The 23,533-nt window shown below is 70.6% G+C and carries 25 protein-coding genes; 10 read left to right on the forward strand and 15 right to left on the reverse strand.

Annotated elements, in window-relative coordinates; translation table 11 throughout:
• Positions 1-78: 78 nt before the first annotated feature.
• Genes P1J78_RS01925 through P1J78_RS01945 form a run of 5 tightly spaced genes read right to left on the reverse strand, consistent with a single transcriptional unit; the run spans position 79 to position 4,121 of the window.
• Complete coding sequence (locus P1J78_RS01925; RefSeq protein WP_275565624.1) at positions 79-1,251, reverse strand: molybdopterin molybdotransferase MoeA; 1,173 nt, start codon at positions 1,249-1,251, stop codon at positions 79-81.
• Positions 1,248-1,724 (reverse strand): cyclic pyranopterin monophosphate synthase MoaC, encoded by a 477-nt coding sequence (moaC, locus tag P1J78_RS01930; protein ID WP_275565625.1) that lies wholly within the window; start codon positions 1,722-1,724, stop codon positions 1,248-1,250. The genes P1J78_RS01925 and moaC overlap by 4 nt, the downstream gene beginning before the upstream one ends.
• The gene (gene trpC, locus P1J78_RS01935) at positions 1,724-2,527 is read right to left on the reverse strand and encodes an indole-3-glycerol phosphate synthase TrpC (protein ID WP_275565626.1); all 804 of its coding nucleotides are present in this window, start codon (positions 2,525-2,527) and stop codon (positions 1,724-1,726) included. The genes moaC and trpC overlap by 1 nt, the downstream gene beginning before the upstream one ends.
• Entirely contained in the window at positions 2,524-3,543 is a 1,020-nt protein-coding gene (gene trpD / locus P1J78_RS01940) for an anthranilate phosphoribosyltransferase (RefSeq protein WP_275565627.1), read from the reverse strand. Before trpD ends, trpC begins: the two co-directional genes overlap by 4 nt.
• Entirely contained in the window at positions 3,540-4,121 is a 582-nt protein-coding gene (locus P1J78_RS01945; RefSeq protein ID WP_275565628.1) for an anthranilate synthase component II, read from the reverse strand. The genes trpD and P1J78_RS01945 overlap by 4 nt, the downstream gene beginning before the upstream one ends.
• Positions 4,122-4,246: 125 nt before the next feature.
• Between P1J78_RS01945 and P1J78_RS01950 the strand changes: the two genes are divergently transcribed.
• Entirely contained in the window at positions 4,247-6,226 is a 1,980-nt protein-coding gene (locus P1J78_RS01950; protein ID WP_275565629.1) for a divergent polysaccharide deacteylase family protein, read from the forward strand.
• 40 nt (positions 6,227-6,266) lie between these two features.
• Here the strand turns inward: P1J78_RS01950 and trpE are convergent, their stop codons facing one another.
• Together trpE and P1J78_RS01960 are read right to left on the reverse strand one after the other, a co-directional pair.
• Complete coding sequence (gene trpE / locus P1J78_RS01955; protein ID WP_275565630.1) at positions 6,267-7,781, reverse strand: anthranilate synthase component I; 1,515 nt, start codon at positions 7,779-7,781, stop codon at positions 6,267-6,269.
• A gap of 5 nt (positions 7,782-7,786) precedes the next feature.
• On the reverse strand, positions 7,787-9,652 hold the full coding sequence (locus P1J78_RS01960) for a peptidyl-prolyl cis-trans isomerase (protein WP_275565631.1): 1,866 nt from the start codon (positions 9,650-9,652) through the stop codon (positions 7,787-7,789).
• A 212-nt stretch (positions 9,653-9,864) separates the two neighbouring features.
• On the opposite strand from P1J78_RS01960, the gene P1J78_RS01965 reads away from it, so the two are divergent.
• Positions 9,865-11,187, forward strand: a complete 1,323-nt coding sequence (locus tag P1J78_RS01965) for a vWA domain-containing protein (RefSeq protein WP_275565632.1) — start codon at positions 9,865-9,867, stop codon at positions 11,185-11,187.
• A gap of 47 nt (positions 11,188-11,234) precedes the next feature.
• Here P1J78_RS01965 and gpt read toward each other — a convergent pair whose 3' ends face one another.
• Both gpt and fabI read right to left on the reverse strand, forming a co-directional pair.
• Positions 11,235-11,738: a xanthine phosphoribosyltransferase gene (gpt, locus tag P1J78_RS01970; RefSeq protein ID WP_275565633.1), complete on the reverse strand. Its 504-nt coding sequence runs from the start codon at positions 11,736-11,738 to the stop codon at positions 11,235-11,237.
• 3 nt (positions 11,739-11,741) lie between these two features.
• The gene (gene fabI, locus P1J78_RS01975; RefSeq protein WP_275565634.1) at positions 11,742-12,548 is read right to left on the reverse strand and encodes an enoyl-ACP reductase FabI; all 807 of its coding nucleotides are present in this window, start codon (positions 12,546-12,548) and stop codon (positions 11,742-11,744) included.
• A gap of 136 nt (positions 12,549-12,684) precedes the next feature.
• Here fabI and pdxH point away from each other — a divergent pair, with 136 nt between their 5' ends.
• The 3 genes from pdxH (at position 12,685) to P1J78_RS01990 (ending at position 14,534) form a co-directional block, all read left to right on the forward strand.
• Entirely contained in the window at positions 12,685-13,323 is a 639-nt protein-coding gene (gene pdxH / locus P1J78_RS01980; protein WP_275565635.1) for a pyridoxamine 5'-phosphate oxidase, read from the forward strand.
• A 156-nt stretch (positions 13,324-13,479) separates the two neighbouring features.
• Positions 13,480-14,019, forward strand: coding sequence for a cold-shock protein (locus P1J78_RS01985; protein ID WP_275565636.1), 540 nt, complete (start codon positions 13,480-13,482; stop codon positions 14,017-14,019).
• Positions 14,019-14,534: a DUF192 domain-containing protein gene (locus P1J78_RS01990; protein WP_374213136.1), complete on the forward strand. Its 516-nt coding sequence runs from the start codon at positions 14,019-14,021 to the stop codon at positions 14,532-14,534. Before P1J78_RS01985 ends, P1J78_RS01990 begins: the two co-directional genes overlap by 1 nt.
• Before the next feature lie 79 nt (positions 14,535-14,613).
• Here P1J78_RS01990 and P1J78_RS01995 read toward each other — a convergent pair whose 3' ends face one another.
• From P1J78_RS01995 to P1J78_RS02005, 3 genes are all read right to left on the reverse strand, one after another.
• A complete protein-coding gene (locus P1J78_RS01995) occupies positions 14,614-15,444 on the reverse strand; it encodes an arginyltransferase (RefSeq protein ID WP_275565637.1) in 831 nt (276 codons plus the stop codon).
• Positions 15,445-15,599: 155 nt separating this feature from the next.
• Positions 15,600-16,010 carry a DUF2852 domain-containing protein gene (locus P1J78_RS02000; RefSeq protein ID WP_275565638.1) on the reverse strand — a complete coding sequence of 137 codons (411 nt, stop codon included), beginning with the start codon at positions 16,008-16,010 and terminating at the stop codon, positions 15,600-15,602.
• Between the two features lie 249 nt (positions 16,011-16,259).
• Positions 16,260-16,727 carry a YbaK/EbsC family protein gene (locus tag P1J78_RS02005; RefSeq protein WP_275565639.1) on the reverse strand — a complete coding sequence of 156 codons (468 nt, stop codon included), beginning with the start codon at positions 16,725-16,727 and terminating at the stop codon, positions 16,260-16,262.
• A gap of 64 nt (positions 16,728-16,791) precedes the next feature.
• Here P1J78_RS02005 and P1J78_RS02010 point away from each other — a divergent pair, with 64 nt between their 5' ends.
• Together P1J78_RS02010 and P1J78_RS02015 are read left to right on the forward strand one after the other, a co-directional pair.
• Complete coding sequence (locus tag P1J78_RS02010; protein ID WP_275565640.1) at positions 16,792-17,166, forward strand: DUF4440 domain-containing protein; 375 nt, start codon at positions 16,792-16,794, stop codon at positions 17,164-17,166.
• A 51-nt stretch (positions 17,167-17,217) separates the two neighbouring features.
• Entirely contained in the window at positions 17,218-20,001 is a 2,784-nt protein-coding gene (locus P1J78_RS02015; protein WP_275565641.1) for a [protein-PII] uridylyltransferase family protein, read from the forward strand.
• 18 nt (positions 20,002-20,019) lie between these two features.
• Here P1J78_RS02015 and P1J78_RS02020 read toward each other — a convergent pair whose 3' ends face one another.
• Together P1J78_RS02020 and P1J78_RS02025 are read right to left on the reverse strand one after the other, a co-directional pair.
• Positions 20,020-20,484: a GyrI-like domain-containing protein gene (locus P1J78_RS02020; RefSeq protein WP_275565642.1), complete on the reverse strand. Its 465-nt coding sequence runs from the start codon at positions 20,482-20,484 to the stop codon at positions 20,020-20,022.
• Between the two features lie 17 nt (positions 20,485-20,501).
• On the reverse strand, positions 20,502-20,864 hold the full coding sequence (locus P1J78_RS02025; RefSeq protein ID WP_275565643.1) for a hypothetical protein: 363 nt from the start codon (positions 20,862-20,864) through the stop codon (positions 20,502-20,504).
• A gap of 269 nt (positions 20,865-21,133) precedes the next feature.
• Between P1J78_RS02025 and P1J78_RS02030 the strand changes: the two genes are divergently transcribed.
• The gene (locus P1J78_RS02030; RefSeq protein ID WP_275565644.1) at positions 21,134-21,328 is read left to right on the forward strand and encodes a hypothetical protein; all 195 of its coding nucleotides are present in this window, start codon (positions 21,134-21,136) and stop codon (positions 21,326-21,328) included.
• 117 nt (positions 21,329-21,445) lie between these two features.
• Here the strand turns inward: P1J78_RS02030 and ilvC are convergent, their stop codons facing one another.
• The gene (gene ilvC, locus P1J78_RS02035; protein ID WP_275565645.1) at positions 21,446-22,468 is read right to left on the reverse strand and encodes a ketol-acid reductoisomerase; all 1,023 of its coding nucleotides are present in this window, start codon (positions 22,466-22,468) and stop codon (positions 21,446-21,448) included.
• A gap of 131 nt (positions 22,469-22,599) precedes the next feature.
• Between ilvC and P1J78_RS02040 the strand changes: the two genes are divergently transcribed.
• Both P1J78_RS02040 and P1J78_RS02045 read left to right on the forward strand, forming a co-directional pair.
• A complete protein-coding gene (locus tag P1J78_RS02040; RefSeq protein WP_275565646.1) occupies positions 22,600-23,055 on the forward strand; it encodes an Lrp/AsnC family transcriptional regulator in 456 nt (151 codons plus the stop codon).
• A 7-nt stretch (positions 23,056-23,062) separates the two neighbouring features.
• The gene (locus tag P1J78_RS02045) at positions 23,063-23,521 is read left to right on the forward strand and encodes an Lrp/AsnC family transcriptional regulator (RefSeq protein ID WP_374213138.1); all 459 of its coding nucleotides are present in this window, start codon (positions 23,063-23,065) and stop codon (positions 23,519-23,521) included.
• The last annotated feature ends 12 nt before the right edge of the window (positions 23,522-23,533 follow it).

Raw genomic sequence — 23,533 nt, forward strand, 5'->3', positions numbered from 1 at the left:
CGGCCGTTCGATATGGTCACCACCGCGTTCAGGGAATGTTCTAAGCCCGTTCTCTATATGTGTCAATGCATTCGCGAATCACAACGCGATGTAGTCGACCAATGTGCCCGCCTTGCGCGCGCCGTCCCCGGGCGGGCGGACCAGAAGCGCGTCGGCCTCGGCCAGCACCGTCAACAGCGACGAATCCTGGCTGTCGAAGGCGGCGATGCCGGTCTCGGTCAGCCGGGCGCGCATGTAATGCTCGCGCGGGCCGTTCGGGCCGATATCGGCCTCCAGCGGGCGGCTGCGGCGCGGCGCGGGGCTGTGCGGCAGACCCATCATGGCGCGCACCAGCGGCAACATGAAGAGTTGCCCGCAAACCATGGCCGAGACGGGATTTCCCGGCAGCCCCAGCATGGCGGCGCCGCCGAGGCGCCCGGCCATCAGCGGCTTGCCCGGCCGCATCGCGACCTTGTAGAAGGCGCGCTCCAGCCCCAGCTCTTCGGCCACCGGCGCCACCAGGTCGTGGTCGCCCACCGACGCGCCGCCGATGGTCACGATCAGGTCGGCCTCCTCGGCCAGCGCGAAGGCCGTCTTCAGCGAGGCCGCGTTGTCCCGCGCGATCGGCAGCAGCCGCGCCTCGGCGCCCGCCGCCTCCAGCATCGCCTTCAGCCCGAAGCTGTTCGAGGCGATGATCTGGTCGGGGGCCGGGGTTTCGCCGGGCATCACCAGCTCGTCCCCGGTGGCGATCAGCGCCACGACCGGCCGCCGCCGCACCGGGATCTCGGGGATGTTCATCGCGGCCAGCAGCGCCACGTCCTCCGGCCGCAGCAGCCGCGGCGCGGCCACGGTGTCGCCGGTCCGGAAATCCACGCCCAGCGGCCGCACATGCGGACCGCCCCCCAGCGTGTCGGACAGGGTGATCCGGTCGCCGTCGCGGGTCACGTCCTCCTGGATGACGACCCGGTCCGCGCCGTCCGGCACCGGGGCGCCGGTGAATATCCGCACCGCCTGGCCCGGCCCGACCGTGCCGGCGAAACCGTGCCCGGCGGCCGAGGTTCCGACCACGTCGAAGCGGGCGCCGACCGCGGCCTCGGCGGCGCGCAGGGCATAGCCGTCCATGGCGGAGGAGGGGAAGGGCGGCTGATCGCGGCGCGCGGCCACGTCCTGCGCCAGAACGCGCCCGGCCGCGTCGGCCAGGGGCGCGGTTTCCACCTCGGTGACCGTGGCCAGCGCAAGGATCTTTTCCAGGGCGGTCTCGACGGAAATCATGGCGCCTCGTACCGGCCCGACTTGCCGCCCTCCTTCAGGCGCAGGCGGATGCCGCCGATCTCCATCCCCTTCTCGGCCGCCTTCACCATGTCGTAGATCGTCAGGCAGGCGGTGCTGACGGCGGTCAGCGCCTCCATCTCCACGCCGGTGCGGCCGGTGGTCTTCACCGTGGCGGTGACCTGCAGGCCGGGCAGCGCGGGGTCCGGTTCGATCTCCACCGCCACCTTCGACAGCGGCAGCGGGTGGCACAGCGGGATCAGGTCGGCGGTCCGCTTCGCCCCCATGATCCCGGCCAGCCGGGCCACGCCAGCCACGTCGCCCTTCTTGGCGCGGCCTTCGGTAATCAGATCAAGGGTTTCGGGCGTCATCTTCACGTGCCCCTCGGCGACGGCCGTCCGGGCGGTGACCTCCTTGTCGGAGACGTCGACCATCTGCGCGTCGCCCTTGGCGTCGAAATGCGTGAGCCCCGCCATCAGGCCGGCACCGGATCGGCCAGCAGCGCCCGCGTCGCCGCGGCCACGTCGTCCTGGCGCATCAGGCTCTCGCCGATCAGGAAGGCGCGCGCGCCGCAGCCCGCCATTTCCGCCAGATCGGCCGGCGTGAACAGGCCCGATTCCGAGATCATCAGCCGGTCCGCCGGCACCCGCTCGGACAAGGTCCGCGTCACGTCGAGCGAGGTCTCGAAGGTCTTCAGGTCGCGATTGTTGATCCCGAGGAGCGGCGAGGAGAGCCGCAAGGCTCGATCGAGCTCGGCGCCGTCATGGACCTCGACCAGCACGTCCATGCCCCAGTCGGCCGCCGCGGCCTCCAGCTCGGCCGCCTGCGCGTCCGACACGCTCGCCATGATGATCAGGATGCAGTCCGCCCCCAGCGCGCGCGCCTCGGCGACCTGGTAGGTGTCGTACATGAAGTCCTTGCGCAGGACGGGCAGGGCGCAGGCCGCGCGCGCGGCCGTCAGGTAGGTGTCGGCGCCCTGGAAGCTCGGCGTGTCGGTCAGCACCGACAGGCAGGTGGCGCCGCCCGCCGCATAGGCCCGCGCCAGGGCCGGCGGGTCGAAATCCGCGCGGATCAGCCCCTTGGACGGGCTGGCCTTCTTGATCTCGGCGATCAGGCCATAGCCGTCGGCCGTCACCGCGCGCAGCCGGTCGCCGAAGCCGCGCACCGGCGGCGCCGCCCGGGCGGTCGCCTCGACATCCGCCAGCGGCCGGCCCGCCTTGCGCCCGGCCACCTCTTCGAGCTTGTACGCCTTGATCCGGTCCAGAACCGTGCCGCTCATGCCGCCTCCGATGTCGCGAGGGCCAGCGCCTCGACCTTCGCTTTCGCCATGCCCGTGTCGATGCTTTGGCGGGCCATTTCAACGCCGTCGCGCAGGGTCTTCACGCGGCCGGCCACCAGGAGCGCCGCCGCCGCGTTCAACAGCACCGCGTCGCGGTAGGCGCCGGGCTCGCCCGCCAGAAGCGCGCGGAAGGCGGCGGCGTTATGTTCGGGCGAGCCGCCGAGGATCGCCTCGAAGGGATGCACCGGCAGGCCCGCCTCCTCGGGCGAGACCTCGAACTCGGTGATCTCGCCCGACGCCAGCGCCACCACCTTCGACGGCCCCGCGATGGACAGCTCGTCCGTGCCGTCGGAGCCGTGCACGAGCCACGCCGCCTCCGAGCCCAGCGTCTTCAGCGTCTCCGCCATCGGGCGCAGCAGGGTGGCGGAAAACGCGCCGGTCAGCTGCCGCTTTACACCTGCGGGGTTGGTCAACGGGCCGAGGATGTTGAAGATCGTCCGGGTGCCCAGCTCGGTCCGGGTCGGCCCGACATGGGCCATCGCCGGGTGATGCATCGGCGCCATCATGAAACAGATGTCGACCTCTTTCAGCGCCTTTTCAACGGCCTGCGCGCCGATCATCACCTTGATGCCCATCTGGCCCAGGGCATCCGCCGCGCCGGATTTCGACGACAGGTTGCGGTTGCCGTGCTTGGCCACCGGCACACCCGCGCCCGCCACGACGAAGGCCGTGGCGGTGGAGATGTTCAGCGTGCCCTTGCCGTCGCCGCCGGTGCCCACGATGTCCATCGCGCCGGCGGGCGCCGAGACCTTGTGGCATTTCGAGCGCATCACCGCGGCTGCGGCGGCATATTCCTCCACCGTCTCGCCGCGGGTGCGCAGCGCCATCAGCAGCCCGCCGATCTGGCTCGGCGTCGCCTCGCCCTCGAACAGGATCTGAAAGGCGGTCTCGGCCTCGGCCCGGGTCAGCGGGCGCTCGGCGGCGGCCCCGATCAGCGGCTTGAGGGCGTCGCTCATGCCGCCACCGGAAGCCGGTCGAGGAAGTTCTGCAACAGCCGGTGGCCGTGCTCGGTCGCGATCGATTCGGGATGGAACTGCACGCCCTCGATCGGCAGGCTGCGGTGCCGCAGCCCCATGATGACGCCGTCCTCCAGCTCGGCCGTGATCTCCAGGTCCTCCGGCAGGCTCTCGCGCTCGACCACCAGCGAGTGATAGCGCGTCGCGTTGAACGGCGAGGGCAGCCCGGCGAACACGCCCGCGCCGTCGTGGCGCACCGCGCCCATCTTGCCATGCACGATCTCGTGGCAGCGGACGACCTTGCCCCCGAAGGCCTGGCCGATGGTCTGATGGCCCAGGCACACGCCCAAAAGCGGCATGCCCGTCTCCGCCGCCGCGCCGGTCAGCGCCAGGCAGATGCCGGCCTGGTCCGGGTCGCACGGCCCCGGCGACAGGACGATGCCGTCGGGGCGCATCGCCATCGCCTCCTGCACGTCCAGCGCGTCGTTCCGGCGCACGGTCACGTCGGCGCCCAGCTCGCCCAGGTAATGGGCGAGATTCCAGGTGAAGCTGTCGTAGTTGTCGATCAGCAGGATCACGTGCGCCTCGCAAAGCTTTGGGGGTGCCCCCGGTTTCGCATCGCGCTATACATGGGCCGAGGCCGGGCCGAGGGTCAAGGTGCCCGGCGCGAATAACGACGACGGCACGCGGAGGCGAGGGCACGGTGCGTGGATTTCTCTCGGGCGCAGTACTGGGCGCGGTGATCTCGGGGGTCGGGATGACCGCGGGATCCTACATGGCCGGACCGGTGATGCTGTCCGGGCCCGCGCCCGAGGCGGAGGTCGCGGCGCCGCCGGGCGCGGAGGTCGCCGAGGGCCGCCCCGACACCGCGCCGGAGGTGCCTGCCGCCGAGACGGCGCCCGCCGAATCCGACGCGCCCGAGGCACCGACGCCCGAGATGGCCGCACCGCCGGACCCCGAGACGGCGCCGGCCGGGACGCCCGATGCCGACACCGACGCCGAGGCCGAGATGTCCTCTCCGGACAGCCCGGATGCCTCGGACGTGACGCTCTCCGAGCCCGAGGACACGGTGCAGCCGACGCCCGAGGCCGCGCCGCCCACCGAGCCGGAGGCGGAGGCGCCGCCGCGGGTGACGGCGCCTGAGGCGCCGACCGACGGTCCCGCGGCCCCGGACCCGGTCGCGACGGCCGAGGCGCCGCCCGCGACGCCCGCGCCCGAGAGCGTGGCGGAGACGGACGGGGCGCGGCCGGATTTGCCCGCACCAGAGGACGACACCGCGGGCGCGGAGCCGGCGGGCGCCGACGCGCCGGAGGAGGTGACCGCCGAGGTCTCCACGCCCGCGCCCACCGCACCGGATGGCGAGGGCGCGCCCGAGACGCCGGGCGCCGAGACCGCCGGGGGGCCGGAGGGCGCGCGGCCGGAGCTTGCCGCGCCGGATGGCGAGACCGCGGGCGCCGAACCCGCCCGGGTGCCGGACGCCCCGGGGGAGGTGACCGCGGAAGTCTCCACGCCCGCGCCCACCGCGCCGAATGGCGATGCCGCCCCCGAGGCGCCCGCCCCGGAGACCGCTGGACTGGCGGGCGAGGCGCGCCCGGAGCTTGCCGAGCCAGACGACGGCCCCACGGGCCCGGACGGCACGGCGCCGGCCGATCCCGACGCCCCGGCTGGCGTGGCCGCCGAGGTCACCGCGCCGGACCCGACCGCCCCGGACCGCGACAGCGCGCCGGAGACGCCCGCCTCCGAGACCACCGACACGGCCGACGAGACGCGCCCCGACCTCCCGGCGCCGGCACCCGAGGCAGACGCCCCGCGGATCGCAGAGTCGGAGCCGCCCGAAGCCCCCACGCCGCCGCCGAGCGACACCGAGGGGCCGGGCATCGGCGTTCCGGTGAGCGGCCTCGGCGATCTGGCGCCGGAGGTGGAGACCGGCCGCCTGCCGTCCATCGGCGACGAAAGCGACGCAGAGGCCTCCGCGCCCGACGACGCGGAGACGGCGGCCGCCGCCGACGGCCCCGCCTTGACGGCCTACGCGACGCCGTTCGAGACGGTGCCGGGCAACCCGCTGATGTCCGTCGTCCTGCTCGATCCAGGGCCGGAGCGCCGCGACCCGGCCGCGCTGGACGGGTTTCCGGTGCCGCTGACCATCGGGCTCGACCCGACACTGCCGGGGGCGGCCGAGGCGATGGCCGCCTATCGCGCCGCCGGGCACGAGGTCGCGGTGCTGGCGCCGCTGCCGGAAGGCGCCGCGCCGGCGGATGTGGAGGTCGCCTTCCAGACCTTCCTCGACGCGGTGCCGGAGGCGGTCGCGGTGCTGGACACGCCGGCGGCGCGGCTGCAGGCCAACCGCCCGCGCGCGGCCCAGGTCAGCGCGATCCTGTCGGAGACGGGGCACGGGCTGATCACCTACGAGCGGGGGCTGAACTCCGGCCTGCAGGTGGCCGACAGCCGCGGCGTACCGGCGACGGCGGTGTTCCGCGCCTTCGACGAGGGCGACACGCAGGTCGGCGCGATGAAGCGGCTTCTGGACGTCGGGGCGTTCCGCGCGGCGCAGGAGGGCGCCGTGGTCATGGTGGGCGAGTTGCGGCCCGACACGATCACCGCGCTGACGGAATGGGTGCTGGGCACGCGGGCGGCCACGGTGACGCTGGCGCCGGCCTCGGCCCTCCTGCAGTCCTTGCCCTGAGGCGGGCGAGGGTGCGGGCGCGGCCGCGGGCGTATCGCCGCTATCTGTTGCCCTGTCCGGTGAAGCGGCCCGCATCCATCGCGGCGGCGCGGATCGCCTTGGACTTGTTCACCGTCTCCAGGAACTCCGCCTCCGGGTCGCTGTCGTAGACGACGCCGCCGCCGGCCTGGATATAGAGGTCGGTGCCCTTCAGCACCGCCGTCCGCAGCGCGATGCACATGTCCATGTCGCCACCGGCGCTGAAATAGCCCACGCCGCCGCCGTAGACGCCGCGTTTCTCGGGTTCCAGCTCGTCGATGATCTGCATCGCGCGCACCTTCGGGGCGCCCGAGACCGTGCCCGCCGGCAGCCCGGCCAGCAGCGCCGAGAGCGCGTCATGCGCGTCGGACAATTCGCCCACCACGTTCGACACGATATGCATCACGTGGGAATAGTGCTCGATGATGAACTGCTCGGTCGGCCGCACCGTCCCGACCTTCGCCACCCGGCCCACGTCGTTGCGGCCGAGATCCAGCAGCATCAGATGCTCGGCGCGCTCCTTCTCGTCGGCCAGCAGGTCTTCCTCGTAGGCGCGGTCCTCGTCGGGCGTGGCGCCGCGCGGCCGGGTGCCCGCGATCGGCCGGATCGTCACCTCGCCGCCGAAGACCCGGACCAGGATTTCCGGGCTGGCGCCGATCACCTGGAAGCCGCCGAAGTTGAAGAAGAACATGAAGGGCGACGGATTGGTGCGCCTCAGCGAGCGGTAGAGCGCGAAGGGGGGCAGGGTGAATTCCTGCCGCCAGCGCTGCGACGGCACCACCTGAAAGATGTCGCCCGCGCGGATGTATTCCTTGGCCTTCTCGACGGCGGCGAGATAGGCCGCGTGGCTGAAGTTCGACTGCATCTCGCCGATCTCGGCCGCCTCGCCGAGATCGCGGCTGGTATCCGCCGGCACCCGTTCCAGGTCGCGCACCGCGTCCATCACCCGCTCGGCCGCCTGCGCATAGGCCGCGCGCGCCGTGAGGCCCGAGGAGACCCAGGCCGGCGAGACCACCGTCACCTCGCCCTTCACGCCGTCCAGCACCGCCACGACCGAGGGCCGCAGCATCACCGCATCGGGCAGGCCCAGCGGGTCGGGGTTCACCTCCGGCAGATGCTCCACCAGCCGGATCATGTCGTAGCCCAGATAGCCGAACAGCCCGGCCGAGGCGGCGGGCAGGTCTGCGGGCAGGGCGATCCGGCTTTCGGCGATCACCGCGCGCAGGGTGTCGAGCGGCGGCCCGTCGAGCGGCTCGAAGGCGTCCGGGTCGAAACGGGCCGCGCGGTTGATCTCCGACGCCTCGCCGTTGCAGCGCCAGATCAGGTCGGGCTTCATCCCGATGATCGAATAGCGCCCGCGCACCTCGCCGCCGGTGACGGATTCCAGCATGAAGCTGTCGGTCCGCGCCTCGGTCAGCTTCAGCATCAGCGACACCGGCGTGTCCAGGTCGGCCGCCAGCCGGGCATGCACGATCTGGTTCTCGCCCGCCTCGTAGCCGCGCGCGAAGTCTTCGAAGGCGGGTTGCAGCTGTGCCATGCGTCCTACTGCGGGAACTGGGCGTGCACCGCGTTCAGCGCCGCCTGGTTGATGGTGATGCCCGCCGCCTGCTGGACCGCGCTGGCATAGGCGTCCAGGATGTCCTGGCCCATCCGCTGCGCCAGCTGCTGCTGCATCTGCTCGGCCCGAGCGGCGAGCTCCGGGTCCGACAGGTCGGGCGGAGTCACGGCGTCCAGGCGGACGATATAGGCGTTGGTGTCGCCGCGGATCACGCGGGTGTCGCCGGTCTCCATCTCGAACACGGTGTCGAGGAAGCCGTCGGGCACATCGGGCACGAAGCCGGAGCGGCCGACCCCGGTATCGGTGCGGAAGGTGACGGGGCTGTCTTCGTCCTCCGGCTCCGGCGCCGCTTCGCCGGCGGCCGGCATCTCGTCGGCCAGGGTCTCGGCCCGTTCGGCCAGCGCCTCGACCGTCCGCTCGCTGCGCCAGGCGGCTTCCACCGCGTCGCGCGCCTGGTCGAAGGGCTCGACCCGCGGCTCGGCCACCTCGTTGACGCGCAGCGCGAAGATCGCGCCGTCGGACGCTTCCAGGATCTCCGGGAAATCGCCCACCTCGGTCGCCTCGGCGGCCTCGCGGAATTCCGGATAGGCCGCGATCCCGTCGCGCGTCTCGGCGGTGTAGTCGATCTGCCCGACCTCCATCTCGGTCTCTTCGCCCAGCGCCTCGATCGTCGCGCCGCCCGCCAGCAGGTCGTCGATGCCGCTGATCTTGTCGCCGATGGCCCGGCGCGCCGCGTCGGTGCGGTATTCGACCAGCAGCTGCTCGCGCGCCTCCTCGAATGGCACCGTCTGGGCCTCCAGGATGCCGTTCATCCGCATCAGGGCGGGGCCGAGATCGGTCTCGACCGGGCCCACGACGCCGGGGCTGTCCAGCGCGAAGACGACGTCGCCGGCGGCGCCCAGCTCGGCCTCGGTCACGTCGCCCAGGTCGATATCGGCCAGATCCAGGTCGCGCTCGGCGACGAGCGCCTCGAATGTCGTCTCGCCGGCCGCGATGGCGTCCATCGCCTCCTGTGCGGCGGCCTCGGTCGGGAAGACCAGCCGCTCGACGAGCCGCCGCTCGGGCTGGTTGAACTCGTCCGCGCGCTCCTCGTAGAGCGTGCGCAGAACCTCGTCGTCGCCCTCGATGGTGCCGGCGATCATGCCGGGTGTCAGCCAGGCATAGGTGATGTCGCGGGTCTCGGGCAGCATGAAGGCGTCCTCGTTCGCCTCCCAGTAGGCGCGCAGCTCCGCCTCGGTCGGATCGTCGATGGGCGTTTCCAGATCCTCGGGCGTCAGCTCGGCCCAGGTGATGTCCCGCGTCTCCTCGCTGTAGCTCAGCAGGGTGTCGGTGTAGATGTCGGGCACCGTCACGGCGCCGGAGACCGCGGCCCGCAGCACCCCGCGCGCGGCGTCGTCGCGGAGGCTTTCCTCGAACTCGGTTTCGGTCAGCCCCGCGCGCTCCAGCGCGAAGCGATAGCCCTCGCGGTCGAATTCGCCGTCCACGCCCTGGAACGCCGTGATCTGCAAGAGCTGGTTGCGCACCCGTTCGTCGCCGGCGGAAATGCCCAGCGCGTCCGCCTCGTTCTCCAGCGCGACGGTCGACATGATCCGCTGCAACACGGCGCTGGGGATGCCGAAGGACTGCGCCTGCGCGAAGGTGATGTTGGTGCCGAACTGTTCGGACAGCCGGCTCAGCTCGTTCTGCAATTCGCGGGCATAGCGGTCGACGCTGATCTCGGTATCGCCGACGGCGCCGACGGAATTGACCGAGCCGCCGAAATTCGTGGCGCCGAAGCCGGCGAGCCCGACGATCAGCAGCAGCAGGATCACCCAGACCGCGGCTCTCGATGCGGTATTCTTCTTTGCCATCGCTCGCTGCCCTCTCCCTCGTGCCGCGCGTGTCAGCGCTGTCTAATGGGGACGGGGAAGGGGGGCAAGACCGCGCGGCGGCGCGCGTGCGGATCCGGCGGGCGGCGGGGCCGTTCGGGGGCGGCTCCGGCGCCCTCTCCGGGGGCGGGTTGCGGTGCGGGGCCGGGTCTGATTGGGTGTGAGGCACCGAAGGAAACCATTGGAGTTACTATATGTTAGGTAGAAAAGTTACGATTGCCGCCGCCCTTGTCGCGGCCGGATTCGGCGGGGCCGGCAGCCAGCCCGCCGCCGCCCAGGACGCACCGCGCACCATGCTGATCCTCGACGGTTCGGGCAGCATGTGGGGCCAGATCGGCGGCGTCCCCAAGATCGACATCGCACGGCAGGCCGTCTCGGACATGCTCGACGGCTGGCCGGAGGGCCGCGAGATCGGGCTGACCGTCTACGGCCACAACGAGGAAGGCAACTGCAACGATATCGAGACGATCCTGCCGCCCGGCCCGCTGAACCGCGGCGCCTTCGATGCCGTGCTCGCCGACGTCACGCCGCGCGGCAAGACCCCGCTGACGGCCGCCACCCAGCGCGCGGCCGAGGCGCTGAGCCACACCGACACGCCGGCCACGGTGATCCTGGTGACGGACGGGCGCGAGACCTGCAACGCCGACCCCTGCGCGGCGGCCGAGACGCTGGAGCGCGCCGGAACCGCCTTTACCGCGCATGTCATCGGGTTCGACGTGGACGACGCGGCGCAGGCCGATCTGTCCTGCCTGGCCGAGGCCACGGGCGGGCGCTACCTGGCCGCCAACGACGCCGAGGCGCTGACCGGCGCCCTGCGCGCGGCGGCCGCGCCGGAGCCGGCAGCGCCGATTCTGCGCGACGAGTTCGAGCGGACCGAGATCGGGCCCGACTGGGAGGTCATCAACCCGGACCCGGATTCCTACATCGTGGATGACGGCACGCTTGTCGTGCTCACCTCGAACGACAGCTACATCGGCCACGAGGACCAGACCAACCTGTTCCGCTGGACCGCCGGCGGCCTGCCCGAGGGCGACTGGGACATGGCCGTCGATTTCACGAGCGATTTCACGACCCGGCGTTCGATCATCGAGGTGGCGCTCTATGACGATCGGCAGAATTACGTCGCGGCGGAACTGCTGGGCGACGGCAGTTCCAACGACCGGATCGAGCTGCGCGTGAAATCCATGGTGAACGGCGAGGTGTCGCGCTCCACGGCGCTGTTCGCCGACGACGCCTGCTGCCCGCGCGACTACGACATCGGCGCCGTCACGACGCAGCTGAAGGAGCGGGGCGGAACCCTGGTCCTGCGCAAGCGGGGGCGGGAATACTACGCCGTGGTCGAGACCCACGGCTGGGTGCCGCGCGACGGACAGGACAACCCGCTCGTCACCGAACCGCTGAGCGTGCTGCGCGCCTCGGGCGATCCGGCGCTGTTCTCCGGCACCTGGGGCCGCGATTACGGCGACCTGCCGCAGACGACAACGGAGTTCGACAGCTTCTACGTCACGCCCCGGTAGAGGGTCTTGGGGGATCGGGCCGCGCGCCCGGTCCCCGCCATCGCGGCTCAGTCGGTGCCGCGATAGGGCTTCACGTACTGCATCGCCATGTCCCAGGGGAAGAAGATCCAGGTGTCCTGGCTGACGCCGGTGATGAAGGTGTCCACCATCGGCTCGCCCTGCGGCTTGGCGTAGACGGTCGCGAAATGCGCGTGCGGGTACATCTCGCGCACCAGTTCCAGCGTCTTGCCGGTGTCGACCAGATCGTCGACGATCAGAACGCCGGTGCCGTCGCCCATCATCTCCGCATCCGGCGCCTTCAGCACGACGGCGTCCTTCTGCGACTGGTGGTCGTAGCTCTTGACGCTGATCGTGTCGACGGTGCGGATGTCCAGCTCGCGCGCCACGATCATCGCCGGCGCCATGCCGCCGCGGGTGATCGCCACCACGGACCGCCAGGCGCCGTTATCCGGCCCCTTGCCGTCCAGCCGCCAGGCCAGCGCCCGGCTGTCGCGGTGGATCTGGTCCCAGGAGACATGGAACCCCTTCTCGTGCGGCAGGCGGTCGGCCATGGCTCAGCCCTTCGTGATGTCCGGCGCGTCGACGGCCTTCATGCCGACGATGTGATAGCCGGCATCGACGTGGTGCGTCTCGCCCGTGACGCCGGCGCCCAGGTCGCTCAGCAGGTAGAGCGCCGAGTTGCCCACGTCGTCGGTGGTGACGTTGCGGCGCAGCGGGGAATTGTACTCGTTCCACTTCATGATGTAGCGGAAGTCGCCGATGCCGCTGGCCGCCAGCGTCTTGATCGGCCCCGCCGAAATGGCGTTCACCCGGATCGCGTCCTTGCCCAGATCCTCGGCCAGGTAGCGCACCGACGCCTCCAGCGCCGCCTTCGCCACGCCCATCACGTTGTAATGCGGCATGACCCGCTCGGCCCCGTAATAGGTGAGCGTCAGCATCGACCCGCCCTCGGGCATCATCGCCGCGGCGCGCTGCGCGACCGCGGTGAAGGAATAGACCGAGATGTCCATCGTGGTCTTGAAGTTCTCGCGGCTGGTGTCGACGTAGCGGCCGCGCAGCTCCGATTTGTCGGAAAAGCCGATGGCGTGGACCACGAAGTCGAGCGTGCCCCACTTGTCCTTCAGGGCGGAGAACAGCGCGTCGATGCTGTCCTCGTCGCCCACGTCGCAGGGCAGCACCGTGTCCGAGCCGAGATCTGCCGCCAGCGGGCCCACGCGCTTCATCAGCGCCTCGCCCTGGTAGGAGAACGCCAGCTCCGCACCCGCATTCGCCAGCGCCCGGGCGATGCCCCAGGCGATCGACTTGTCGTTGGCCAGCCCCATGATCAGGCCGCGTTTTCCCGCCATTATGTCCGTTTTCATGGGCTGCCTCTCGAAGTCCGGTTGCCGCTCGTTTAGGCGATCGGACGGGGCGCATCAAGTGCGTCCCCGACGTCGGCGGGGCGGCGGGCCCGGCGGGGCTTGTTTCCCCGGGGGTTAACCATTAGGCGGTAAGATCATGGTAACGGAGCGCACGATCCACGCGGGCCAGAACGTCGAACGGACCGGCATCTTTGCCGGCGACGATCCGTTCGCCATCGTGGCGCGCTGGCTGGACGAGGCGCGCGAGACCGAGCCGTCCGATCCAGACGCCATCGCGCTGGCCACGGCGGACGAGACGGGGCTGCCCAATGTGCGGATGGTGCTTCTGCGCGGGCTGGAGCCGGACGCCTTCGTCTTCTACACGAACTACCGGTCCGCGAAGGGCCAGGAGCTTGCGGCGAACGGCAAGGCGGCCTTCGTGCTGCACTGGAAGTCGCTCCGGCGGCAGATCCGGGTGCGCGGCCTGGTCGAGAAGGAGGACGGCGCGCTTGCCGATTCCTACTATGCCGGGCGGCCGCTGCAGAGCCGGCTCGGCGCCTGGGCGTCGGAGCAGTCGCGCCCGCTGAAAAGCCGCGCCTCGCTGATGGCCAAGGTCGCCAAGGCCGGCGTGACCCACGGCCCCAGCCCGGCGCGGCCGCCGTTCTGGGGCGGGTTCCGGATCCGGCCGGTGGAGATCGAGTTCTGGGCCGACGGCGATTACCGGCTGCACGACCGGTTCCGCTGGCGGCGCGCGGATCCCGGTTCGGCCTGGGCGATCGACAGGCTCAACCCGTAGCCGCCCGGCCGCGCGGCCGGGTTGTATGGAAGTGTCTTTGGCGTTCCCGCATTTTTTGCATGGTAAACGACACCGGATACATGAGAGAATGCGAATTCATGGGGGCGCGATAGTGGGGGACCGGGAGGTAACGGCCGGTGTCCGGATGGGAAGGGGATGACCGACGGTAATCACGATTTCGAGGCGGTGAGCGGCCAGGTGAAATGGTTCGATCCCGCCAAGGGCTTCGGCTTCGTCGTGCCGGACGGGGGCGGGCCGGATATTCTGTTGCACGCCAACGTGTTGCGGAATTTCGGCCAGAGCTCGGTGGCCGACGGCGCCCGCATGTCGCTGACGGTGCAGGAGACGCCGCGCGGCATCCAGGCGGTCGAGGTGCTGAAGATCGAGCCGCCGCGCGACGACGGCGGGCCGGCGCTGGCGGAGTTCGTGGACCCCGAGACCGATCCGGCCCTGGCCGACGTGCCGTTCGAGCCGGCCCGCGTGAAGTGGTTCGACAAGTCCAAGGGCTTCGGCTTTGCCAACGTGTTCCGCCGGCCCGAGGACGTGTTCATCCATATCGAGGTGCTGCGCCGCTCGGGCCTGGCCGACCTGCAGCCGGGCGAGGCGGTTGCGCTGCGGGTCGTCGAGGGGCATCGTGGCCGCATGGCCGCGCAGGTGGCGGCCTGGGACAAGGTTCTGAAGACCGAGGAAGACTGATGCGCGGAATTCGGGCCGCCCTGCTGGCGGCAGTTGCGGTGCTGGCCGGGACTTGGGCCGGCTCTGGGGCCGGATCGGCGGCCTGGGCGGCCGACTGTTCCATGACGACGGCGGAATTTCGCGACCCGGACGCCGCGGCGGCGCGGGCGCGGTTTTCCGTCGAGATCGCCGACGACCCGGCGGAGGTCGCGCGCGGGCTGATGCATCGCGAGTCGATGCCGAAGAGCGCGGGCATGCTGTTCATCTATCCGCAGCCGCAGACCACGCATTTCTGGATGCGCAACACGCTGATTCCGCTGGACATGATCTTCATCGGCGCCGACGGCGTGGTGCGCAAGGTCCACGAGAACGCGGTGCCGCTGGACGAAACCCCGATCTTCGGCGGCGACGACATCCAGTACGTGCTGGAAATCAACGGCGGGCTGGCCGGGATGCTCGGGATCGACGCGGGCGACGAGCTGCGGCATCCGGCGGTCGACCAAGACCTCGCCGCCTGGCCCTGCGACGCGGGCTGAGCCGGTCGTCGCGTGGCCGCGGAGATGAGGCCCGCGACGGCGGACATGCGATGATCCGGGCCCGCCCCGGCACCGGCGGTCACCCCTTGACGGGGCGCGAGCCGGGCAGGTTGATGCGGGCGACCTGCTCGGCGATCGGGTCGGTGGAGAGCGGGTGCGTGGCGGCGGAATGCGCCTCGGGGTCGCCGATGTCCTGCCACTGGCCGTTCTTGTAGATCTCCAGCGCCGCGAATTTCGACTTGTACCCCATCTTCGGGCTGCCCGGCACCCAGTAGCCGAGATAGACATAGGGCAGGCCCGCATCCCGCGCGATTCGGATGTGGTCGAGGATCACGTAGGTGCCCAGGCTCGACCGGGCGCGGGCCGGATCGTAGAAGCTGTAGACCATCGACAGCCCGTCATCGAGCACATCGGTCAGGCAGACGGCCGCCAGCCTGGTGTTCCCGTTCTCGTCGGTGCCGTTATACTCGATCACCCGGCTGCGCACCGGCGTCTCCTCGATCATCGCGGCGAACTCGAAGATGTCCATGTCGGCCATGCCGCCATCCGAGTGCCGGCTGTCGAGGTAGGCGCGGAACAGCGCGTACTGCTCCTCGGTCGCCCAGGGCGAGGTGGCCTCGCATCTGAGGTCGCGGTTGCGCTTGATCGCGCGGCGCTGGCTTTTCGACGGTTCGAAATCGGCCACGCGCACGCGCGCCGACAGGCAGGCGGAGCACTCCGCGCAGGACGGGCGGTACAGCACGTTCTGCGACCGACGGAAGCCCTGCTTCGACAGCGTGTCGTTCAGCCGTTCCGCATAGTCGCCCTGAAGGGCCGTGAACAGCTTCCGCTCCATCCGCCCCTCGAGATAGGGGCAGGGCTGCGGGGCCGTCACATAGAACTGTGGCGCGATAGGAAGTGTGTGACGCATGGCTTCGGCAACTGGTGGTTACCGAAAAGGTTAGCGCGCCGTTTCGGCATCGCCAAGTGCAAAGCGTCTCGCTTTTTCGGGGGAGAGGCGGCTGATCGCACGAAAAACCGGCCCCCGGGGGATGGGGGGCCGGTTCGGGACGCGGCGGGCGGCGGTCAGATGGTGACCGGGCCGCCGTCGTCCTCGGCCGGATCCTGGTCGCGGCGGTTGGCGCGCTGGTCCATGAACTGGTCGAACTCGGCCTTGTCCTTGGCCTCGCGCAGCCGCTGGAGGAATTTCTCGAAAGCGTCCTGCTCGTCTTCCAGCCGGCGCAGCGTTTCCGCCTTGTAGGCGTCGAACGCCTGGTTGCCGGTCGGTTTCAGGCCGTGCCGCATCGTGCGGAGATGGCCGCGGGACTTGCAGTTTCCGTTGAACATGCGCTTGCTCCAGATCATGTAGGCCAGCAGGGCCAGGCCGATGGGCCAGAAGACGATGAATCCGAGGATCATCGCGGCGATCCAGGCGCCCTTGCCCCGGGCGTCCAGCCAGTTTTCGGCCTGGGAAGGCCAGGTGGCGACGGAACTCATGTTTGGTCTTCCTTTCTCGTCTCGTGCGGTTTTCGTATCGTGATGTGAATTCCTTTCACATTGCCTAGATCGGATGTTCCGGCCTCGCAATCAAGCCCTCATGTGAATGTTTTTTACATTTATTTTGGAAAACGTTGTTTGTCAGCGGGTTACGGATGTCCCGCGCATCGGTCGGTGAGGCTGCGATGAGGCAGTCGGCGAGCGAAATAGGGCCTTAGAGCCGGTCGGGGCGGGTGAATCGCGCCCGACTCAGGCGCAGAATGCGGCCACCTCGGCCCCGGTCAGGCGCAGCAGGTCGGCCGGTGCGACGGGGAAGATATGCCGCGGCGTGCCGGCGGCGGCCCAGATCACGTCGAACTCCGACAGCCGCGGATCCCAGAAGGCGCGGATCGGGGTGAGATGGCCCACCGGCGCCACGCCGCCGATGGCGAAACCGGTCTGCGCCCGGATCAGCGCCGCATCCGCCTTGCCCAGGGGCTCGCGCGCCACGAGCTGCGCGCGGTCGTCGTCCACCCGGTTGCCGCCCGCGGTCAGGAACAACAGCGCCGCGCCGCTGTCCAGGCCGCGATAGATGATCGACTTGGCGATCTGGTCGACATGGCACCCCGCCGAGTCCGCCGCCTCGGCCGCGGTGCGCGCCTGGCCCACCTCGCGGATGTCGGCCGTCAGCCCGGCCGCCTCCAGGGCCGCGCGCACCCGCTTCAGGCTCTTGCTCATGCAGCCTCCCTTTGTCGTCGCGGCGCAGCTTTACCCGGCGCGTCAGAGGGTGCAACCATGCGGCATGGCCGATCTGTCCTTTTTCCTCGACCTCGAAACCCGCGTCTGGCAGGCGCTGGCCGATGGCGACGCGGCCGCCGACGCGGCGCTGCTGGCCCCGGAATTCCTCGGCGTCTATTCCACCGGGTTCGCGGGGCGCGACGAGCACACCGGCCAGCTGTCGCAGGGGCCCACCGTCGCCGCCTTCAGCCTGTCGGGCGCGCGCATCCTGCCGCTCGGTCCCGGCCGGGTCCTGCTGGCCTATCGCGCGGATTACACCCGTGTGGGCGCGAGCGTGGCCGAGGCGATGTATGTCAGCTCGATCTGGGAGGAGCGCGACGGCACCTGGCGCAATACCTTCAGCCAGGACAGCGCCGCCGACGCCCCGCCGCCGGTCTGACAGGCCCGTGCCGTCTTGACCCCGGCCGCGGGCCGCCGCACGGTCCGCGCCATGAGCCTTGCCGCCCGCATCACCCGCTGCCCGCGCCCCTTCGACCCCGACCGGGGCGCGGAGGCCGCCGCGCTGTTCCCCGACGCAGCCTCGGAGCTGCGCGACCTGCTCTCCGGCACTGGCGGATGCAGCCCCTATCTCGCCGGTCTCATCGAGAAGGAACGCGACTGGCTGGCCGGGGCGCTCGACCGCGCGCCCGAGGACAGCCTCGCCGCAATTCTCGCCGATACCGAGGCGCTGGATCCGTCCGATCTCTCTGCCGGCCTGCGCCGCCAGAAGCGCCGCGCCGCGCTGCTCGTCGCGCTTGCCGATCTCTCCGGCGCCTGGACGCTGGAAGAGACCACCGCCGCGCTGACCGACTTTGCCGACCGCGCCACCGACCGGGCGCTGAAGACCTCCGTCGCCCACGAAATCCGCCGCGGCAAGCTGCCCGGCGCCACCGAGGACGATGCCGAGGACGCCGCCGGCACCTTCGCGCTGGCCATGGGCAAGATGGGCGCGCACGAGTTGAACTACTCGTCCGACATCGACCTGATCGTGCTGTTCGACGGCGAGCGGCACCGCGAGGACTATCACGAGGCGCGCGCCGCGCTGGTCCGCGCCACCCGGAAGATGGCCGCGCTTCTGTCCGAGATCACTTCGGAGGGCTATGTCTTCCGCACCGACCTGCGCCTGCGCCCCGACGCCTCGGTCACGCCGGTCTGCCTGTCGATGGAGGCCGCCGAGAGCTATTACGAGAGCGTCGGCCGCACCTGGGAGCGCGCGGCCTATGTCAAGGCGCGGCCCTGCGCCGGCGCCGTCGCGGCGGGCGAGCGGTTCCTCGACCACCTGACGCCGTTCGTCTGGCGCAAGCATCTCGACTTCGCCGCGATCCAGGACGCCCACGACATGCGCCTGCGCATCCGCGCCCACAAGGGGCTGGGCGGGCCGATCACGCTGGACGGGCACGACATGAAGCTCGGCCGCGGCGGCATCCGCGAGATCGAGTTCTTCACCCAGACCCGCCAGATCATCGCCGGCGGCCGCGACCGTTCGCTCCGCGTCCGCGGCACCGCCGAGAGCCTCGCCCGGCTGGCCACGCGCGACTGGATCCCGCAGGAATTGGCCGACACGCTCACCGACCACTACCGCTTTCACCGCGAGGTCGAGCACCGGGTGCAGATGATCGCCGACGCGCAGACCCACGAGCTGCCGGGCGACGCCGAGGGCTGGGCCCGCCTCGCGGCCTTCATGGACCGCGACGAGGACGACCTGCGCACCGAACTGCTCGACCGGCTGTCCACCGTGCACGAGCGGACCGAAGGCTTCTTCGCGCCCGGCGAGACCTCGGACGAGCCCGACATCGGCGAGGAGACGCAGGCCGTCATCGACCGCTGGCACAGCTATCCCGCGCTGCGGTCCTCCCGCGCCCGCGAGATCTTCGAACGTCTGAAGCCCGACCTGCTGGGCCGGCTGAACAAGGCCGCCCGGCCGCAGGAGGCGCTGGAGCAGTTCGACGCCTTCCTTCAGGGGCTGCCCGCCGGCGTGCAGCTTTTTTCGCTGTTCGAGGCGAACCCGCAGCTCATCGACCTGATCGTCGACATCGCCGCCACCGCGCCGGCGCTCGCGCAGTATCTCGGCCGCAACGCCCAGGTGTTCGACGCGGTCATCGGCGGTGCCTTCTTCGATCCCTGGCCGGGGGCCGAGGCGCTGACCGAGCGGCTGGGGCAGGTCATCGCCGCCGAGGACGATTACGAGCGCAAGCTCGACGCCGCCCGCCGCTGGCAGAAGGAATGGCGCTTCCGCATCGGCGTGCATCACCTGCGCGGGCTGATCGACGCGGCCGAGGCGGGGCAGGAATACGCCGATCTCGCACAGGCCGTGCTGGCCGCGCTCTGGCCGCCGGTGGTGGCGGAGTTCGCCGCCAAGCACGGCGACCCGCCCGGCCGCGGCGCCGCCGTCTTCGGCATGGGCTCGCTCGGCGCCCGGCAGCTGACCGTGACGTCCGACCTGGACATCATCGTGATCTACGATGCCGAGGGCGCGGACAGCTCCGACGGCCGCCGCCCGCTCGGCACGCGGCCCTACTACGCGCGCCTGACGCAGGCCTTCGTGACCGCGCTGACCGCGCCGATGGCCGAGGGGACGCTTTACGAGGTCGACATGCGGCTGCGCCCGTCCGGCCGGCAGGGGCCGGTCGCGGCGTCCTGGACCTCGTTCCAGGCCTATCAGCGCGACGAGGCCTGGACCTGGGAGCACCTGGCGCTGACCCGCGCGCGCTTCGTCGCCGGGGCGGCGGATCTCGGCGCCGACATCGAGAGCTTCCGCAAGGAGATCATCGCCGCCCCCCGCGATGCGGCGCAGGCGCTGGCCGACGTGGCCGACATGCGCCGCCGGCTGGCCGAGGCCAAGCCCGCCGAAAGCGTCTGGGAGGCCAAGCGCGGCCCGGGCCGCATGCAGGACATCGACCTGTTGGCGCAGGCCGGCGCCCTGCTGGCCGGGGATGCCGCGCACGAGACGCTGCCGCAGCTTGCGGCGGGGCAGGGGATCGGCTGGCTCCGCACCGGCGAGACCGAACGCCTTGCCACCGCCTACCGCCGGTTCTGGCAGGTGCAGGCGGCCGCGCGGCTGTTGACCGGCGCGGTTCTGAAGGTCGAGGAGCTGGGCGAGGGCGGGCAGGACTTCCTGCTGCGCCAGACCGGCGCCGAGAGCTTCGACGGGCTGGCGGCGGAACTGACCGAGCTTGCCGACGAGGCCGACCGCATCGTCACCGAGGCGCTGACCCGCGAGGTGGGCGCGGCGTAGCGGGGGCCGCGCCGCCCGCTACCGCGCGATGTGGCGGTAGATTTCGGTGCGCAGCTCCTCCGGCGCGGTCTTCTCCGGGTCGTCGACATAGAGTTCCCAGATCGGCATTCCCGCGTCGAGCCCTTCCGCGCGCATATGGTCCCACAGCGCGTGATGGCTGCGGTTCAGCTCGGAATAGGGGCCGACATGGGTGCATGTCATCGCCGGACCCTCCGGCAGCGTGGCCGACTTGACCAGCCGTTCCGCCTTGCCCGCGTCCTTGGCCGAGACGATCATGCCGCATTCGAAGAAGATCTCCTCGCCGCTGGGCATCTTCGGATAGACGGCCATCGGCGCGCCGCTGGGCTGGATGCCGTGACGCGCCATGAAATCGAGGAGTTCGCCGAAGGCGGTGCCCATATGCTCGGCGATGTCGGCCATGCGGCACTCCCGCTCAAGGTACAGGTAGTGCTGCGGCGGCAGGGTGACGCGCTTGAATTCCATGCGGAGCCTCTTCGTTGTCAGGTGCAGGCGATATAGGCGAGGGGAATCCCGCGCGGCTCGCCCAGGTCGATCCGATAGAGCGTCGCGCCGTCCTCCGCCAGTTCGAGATATATCGAGCGGGTCCATGTCTCGCCCTCGCCGGAAAAGGCGAAATCGGCCACGATGCCGGCCTCCTCCGGCGCCCAGCCCTGCAGCGTGCCGGTGGATTCGTAGAACCGCGCCTCGGTCGCGGTCAGCTCGAGATAGCCCTCGGCGCCGGGACCGCCGGCGCAGGCGTCTTCGGTAAAGCCCCAGCCGCCGATCAGCGTCTCGGGCAGGGGTTCCGCCGCGGCGGCCGGCGCTGCGAGAAGGACAAGGGCGAAGAGCGGGCGTGTCGGCATTGGACCTCGAACGGGTTGGCGGTGTCTGGACGCATACCGCCACAAATCGGCCGCTTTGGTAAGAGGCAATCGCGCGGCGTGCGCTGGCTTCAGGGGGCGTTTACGATATATTTCTACGGTAACGGCGACCGAATAACCGGCGCAACGCCGCGAAACCGGACCGGCACGGGGGGCGACGCCAGGTTTTTCTGCGTTGCGGCGGGGCCGCGGGTCCGGCGGGCCGTCCCGGCGCCGGAGCCATCATGACCAGCCGCTCAAGGAGCCGTCCCATGTGCCTGACCACCGAAGCCCTGCTGCTGTTTCTCAGCCTGCTGCCCTCCGAGATCGTGGAAACCTCCGCCGACCGCATCGTCGTCCGCGCCGAGGTGAGCGATGCCGTCTGGCTGCCCAATGGCCGCGAATGGTGCACGGATGCGCGGGAGACCGGGGCGCTCGGCCGGTCCGGGCCGCGGCAGCCGACCTGAGCCGGAGGGTGCAGGCACGCACCGACCGCGGCAGGTGTTCTTCCAACCGAAAACGGCGGCCCGGATCGCCCGGGCCGCCGTCGTCATTCAGACCGGCCGCCGGCAGGCGGCGCCGGTTCAGTTCTTTTCCTTGTCGACCATCTTGCCGGCCGAGATCCACGGCATCATGCCGCGCAGCTTCTCGCCGATCTCCTCGATCTGGTGGGCGTCGTTGTTGCGGCGGATCGCCTTGAACGAGGGCTGGCCGACGGCGCATTCGGTCATCCAGTCGCGCACGAAACGGCCCTGCTGGATGTCGTCCAGAACGGCCTTCATCCGCTTCTTCGTCTCCTCGTAGGGCAGGATGCGCGGCCCGCTGACATACTCGCCGTACTCGGCGGTGTTGGAGATCGAGTAGTTCATGTTCGCGATGCCGCCCTCGTAGATCAGGTCGACGATCAGCTTCACCTCGTGCAGGCACTCGAAATAGGCCATCTCGGGGGCGTAGCCCGCCTCGACCAGCGTTTCGAAGCCCATGCGGATCAGCTCCACCAGGCCGCCGCAGAGCACCGCCTGCTCGCCGAAGAGGTCGGTTTCGCATTCTTCCTGGAAGTCGGTCTCGATGATCCCCGAGCGGCCGCCGCCGATGGCCGAGCAATAGCTGAGGCCGAGCTCCAGCGCCTTGCCGGAGGCGTCGTTGTGGACCGCCACCAGGCAGGGCACGCCGCCGCCCTTGACGTATTCGCCGCGCACCGTGTGGCCGGGGCCCTTGGGGGCCATCATGATCACGTCGATATCCTTCGGCGCCTCGATCAGGCCGAAATGGATGTTCAGGCCGTGGGCGAAGGCGATGGCCGAGCCGGGCTTGATGTGGTCCTTGATGTAGCTGTTCCAGGTGTCGGCCTGAAGCTCGTCGGGCATGGTGAACATCAGAAGGTCGCACCAGGCGGCGGCCTCGGACAGGCCCATGACCTGCAGGCCCTCGCCCTCGGCCTTCTTGGCACTGGACGAGCCCTCGCGCAGGGCGACCGCCACGTTCTTGGCGCCCGAGTCGCGCAGGTTCAGCGCGTGGGCGTGGCCCTGGGAGCCGTAGCCGAGGATGGCCACCTTCTTGTCCTTGATCAGATTGATGTCGCAGTCACGGTCGTAATAGACGCGCATGGTCTTGGTCCTCCGGGTTGTGTCCGGAGCGTCCTAACTTGGACGGCCCGCCTGCGCGAGACTTGTGCCGCACGTTTTTTGCGGTATCTTCGGCAAGATCATTCGCGAATGCGCCGTGGCCCGGAGAATTCATGCTCGACGACATCGACCGGCGCCTGCTGCGCCGGATGCAGGACGACCCCGGACGCGCCGTGCCGGAGCTGGCCGAGCATGCCGGCATCAACGTGCGCCAGGCGATGCGGCGGCTCGACCGGCTGCGCGAGGCGGGGATCATCCGCGGCGTGCGCGGGGTGATCGACTGGCGCGCGCTGGGATGGGAGGTCGCCGTGTCCCTGCGCTTCACGCTGGACAAGACCGACCCGCGCGCCTTCGACGCCTTCATCGCCGCCGCCCGCGAGGTGCCCGAGGTGATCGAGATCCAGACCTTCCTGGGCCGCGTCGACGTGCGGCTGAACGTGATCGCCCGCGACATGGCGGACTACCAGCGTATCTACCGCGACCGGATCGTGACCCTGCCGCATATCGCCGACATCGAGGCGCTGATGCATGTGGCGACGGTGAAGGCGGAGGAGTGGCTGCCGGTATGAGGACGTCGTGACCGTGGAGCTGGACGAGACCGACCGGGCGCTCCTGCGCGCGCTGTCGCAGAACGCGGCGCAGACGGCGAGCCAGCTGGGCCGCGCCGTCGGCCTCAGCCAGCCGGCCGCGTGGCGGCGGGTGCAGCGGCTGTGGGCCTCGGGCGCGCTGGCCGGCCGGCGGCTGGACCTGGACCCGGAGAAGCTGGGCTTTGGCGTCACGGTGTTCCTCGGGGTGAAGCTGGCGGCGCGCGGGCGCGTGTCGCTGGAGGATTTCGAGCGGATCGTGGGCGCCATCCCCGAGGTGCAGCGGGTGGAGCATGTGCTGGGGCTCTACGACTACCGGCTGCGGGTGGTGGCGCGCGACCTGGCGGATTTCGAGCGGGTGCTGCGACGGCGGATCATGGCGCTGCCGGGAGTGGGCAGCGTGGAAGCCAACGTGATGCTGAGCGAGGAGCGGCTGCCGGGACCGCTGTGAGACCCGCGAAAC

This window comes from Psychromarinibacter sediminicola (assembly GCF_029168335.1).
GTDB lineage: Bacteria > Pseudomonadota > Alphaproteobacteria > Rhodobacterales > Rhodobacteraceae > Psychromarinibacter > Psychromarinibacter sediminicola.

Coding starts and splice junctions, on each gene's coding strand:
- P1J78_RS02040 (WP_275565646.1), top strand. CDS start 22,600: ATGCTCGACGACATCGACCGGCGCCTGCTGCGCCGGATGCAGGACGAC.
- gpt (WP_275565633.1), bottom strand. CDS start 11,738: ATGGCCGACCGCCTGCCGCACGAGAAGGGGTTCCATGTCTCCTGGGAC.
- P1J78_RS02005 (WP_275565639.1), bottom strand. CDS start 16,727: ATGAGCAAGAGCCTGAAGCGGGTGCGCGCGGCCCTGGAGGCGGCCGGG.
- P1J78_RS01995 (WP_275565637.1), bottom strand. CDS start 15,444: ATGCGTCACACACTTCCTATCGCGCCACAGTTCTATGTGACGGCCCCG.
- P1J78_RS02010 (WP_275565640.1), top strand. CDS start 16,792: ATGGCCGATCTGTCCTTTTTCCTCGACCTCGAAACCCGCGTCTGGCAG.
- P1J78_RS02030 (WP_275565644.1), top strand. CDS start 21,134: ATGTGCCTGACCACCGAAGCCCTGCTGCTGTTTCTCAGCCTGCTGCCC.
- trpC (WP_275565626.1), bottom strand. CDS start 2,527: ATGAGCGGCACGGTTCTGGACCGGATCAAGGCGTACAAGCTCGAAGAG.
- fabI (WP_275565634.1), bottom strand. CDS start 12,548: ATGAAAACGGACATAATGGCGGGAAAACGCGGCCTGATCATGGGGCTG.
- P1J78_RS01960 (WP_275565631.1), bottom strand. CDS start 9,652: ATGGCAAAGAAGAATACCGCATCGAGAGCCGCGGTCTGGGTGATCCTG.
- pdxH (WP_275565635.1), top strand. CDS start 12,685: ATGGTAACGGAGCGCACGATCCACGCGGGCCAGAACGTCGAACGGACC.
- P1J78_RS01985 (WP_275565636.1), top strand. CDS start 13,480: ATGACCGACGGTAATCACGATTTCGAGGCGGTGAGCGGCCAGGTGAAA.
- P1J78_RS02020 (WP_275565642.1), bottom strand. CDS start 20,484: ATGGAATTCAAGCGCGTCACCCTGCCGCCGCAGCACTACCTGTACCTT.
- P1J78_RS02015 (WP_275565641.1), top strand. CDS start 17,218: ATGAGCCTTGCCGCCCGCATCACCCGCTGCCCGCGCCCCTTCGACCCC.
- P1J78_RS01925 (WP_275565624.1), bottom strand. CDS start 1,251: ATGATTTCCGTCGAGACCGCCCTGGAAAAGATCCTTGCGCTGGCCACG.
- moaC (WP_275565625.1), bottom strand. CDS start 1,724: ATGGCGGGGCTCACGCATTTCGACGCCAAGGGCGACGCGCAGATGGTC.
- ilvC (WP_275565645.1), bottom strand. CDS start 22,468: ATGCGCGTCTATTACGACCGTGACTGCGACATCAATCTGATCAAGGAC.
- P1J78_RS01965 (WP_275565632.1), top strand. CDS start 9,865: ATGTTAGGTAGAAAAGTTACGATTGCCGCCGCCCTTGTCGCGGCCGGA.
- P1J78_RS01990 (WP_374213136.1), top strand. CDS start 14,019: ATGCGCGGAATTCGGGCCGCCCTGCTGGCGGCAGTTGCGGTGCTGGCC.
- trpD (WP_275565627.1), bottom strand. CDS start 3,543: ATGAGCGACGCCCTCAAGCCGCTGATCGGGGCCGCCGCCGAGCGCCCG.
- trpE (WP_275565630.1), bottom strand. CDS start 7,781: ATGGCACAGCTGCAACCCGCCTTCGAAGACTTCGCGCGCGGCTACGAG.
- P1J78_RS02000 (WP_275565638.1), bottom strand. CDS start 16,010: ATGAGTTCCGTCGCCACCTGGCCTTCCCAGGCCGAAAACTGGCTGGAC.
- P1J78_RS02025 (WP_275565643.1), bottom strand. CDS start 20,864: ATGCCGACACGCCCGCTCTTCGCCCTTGTCCTTCTCGCAGCGCCGGCC.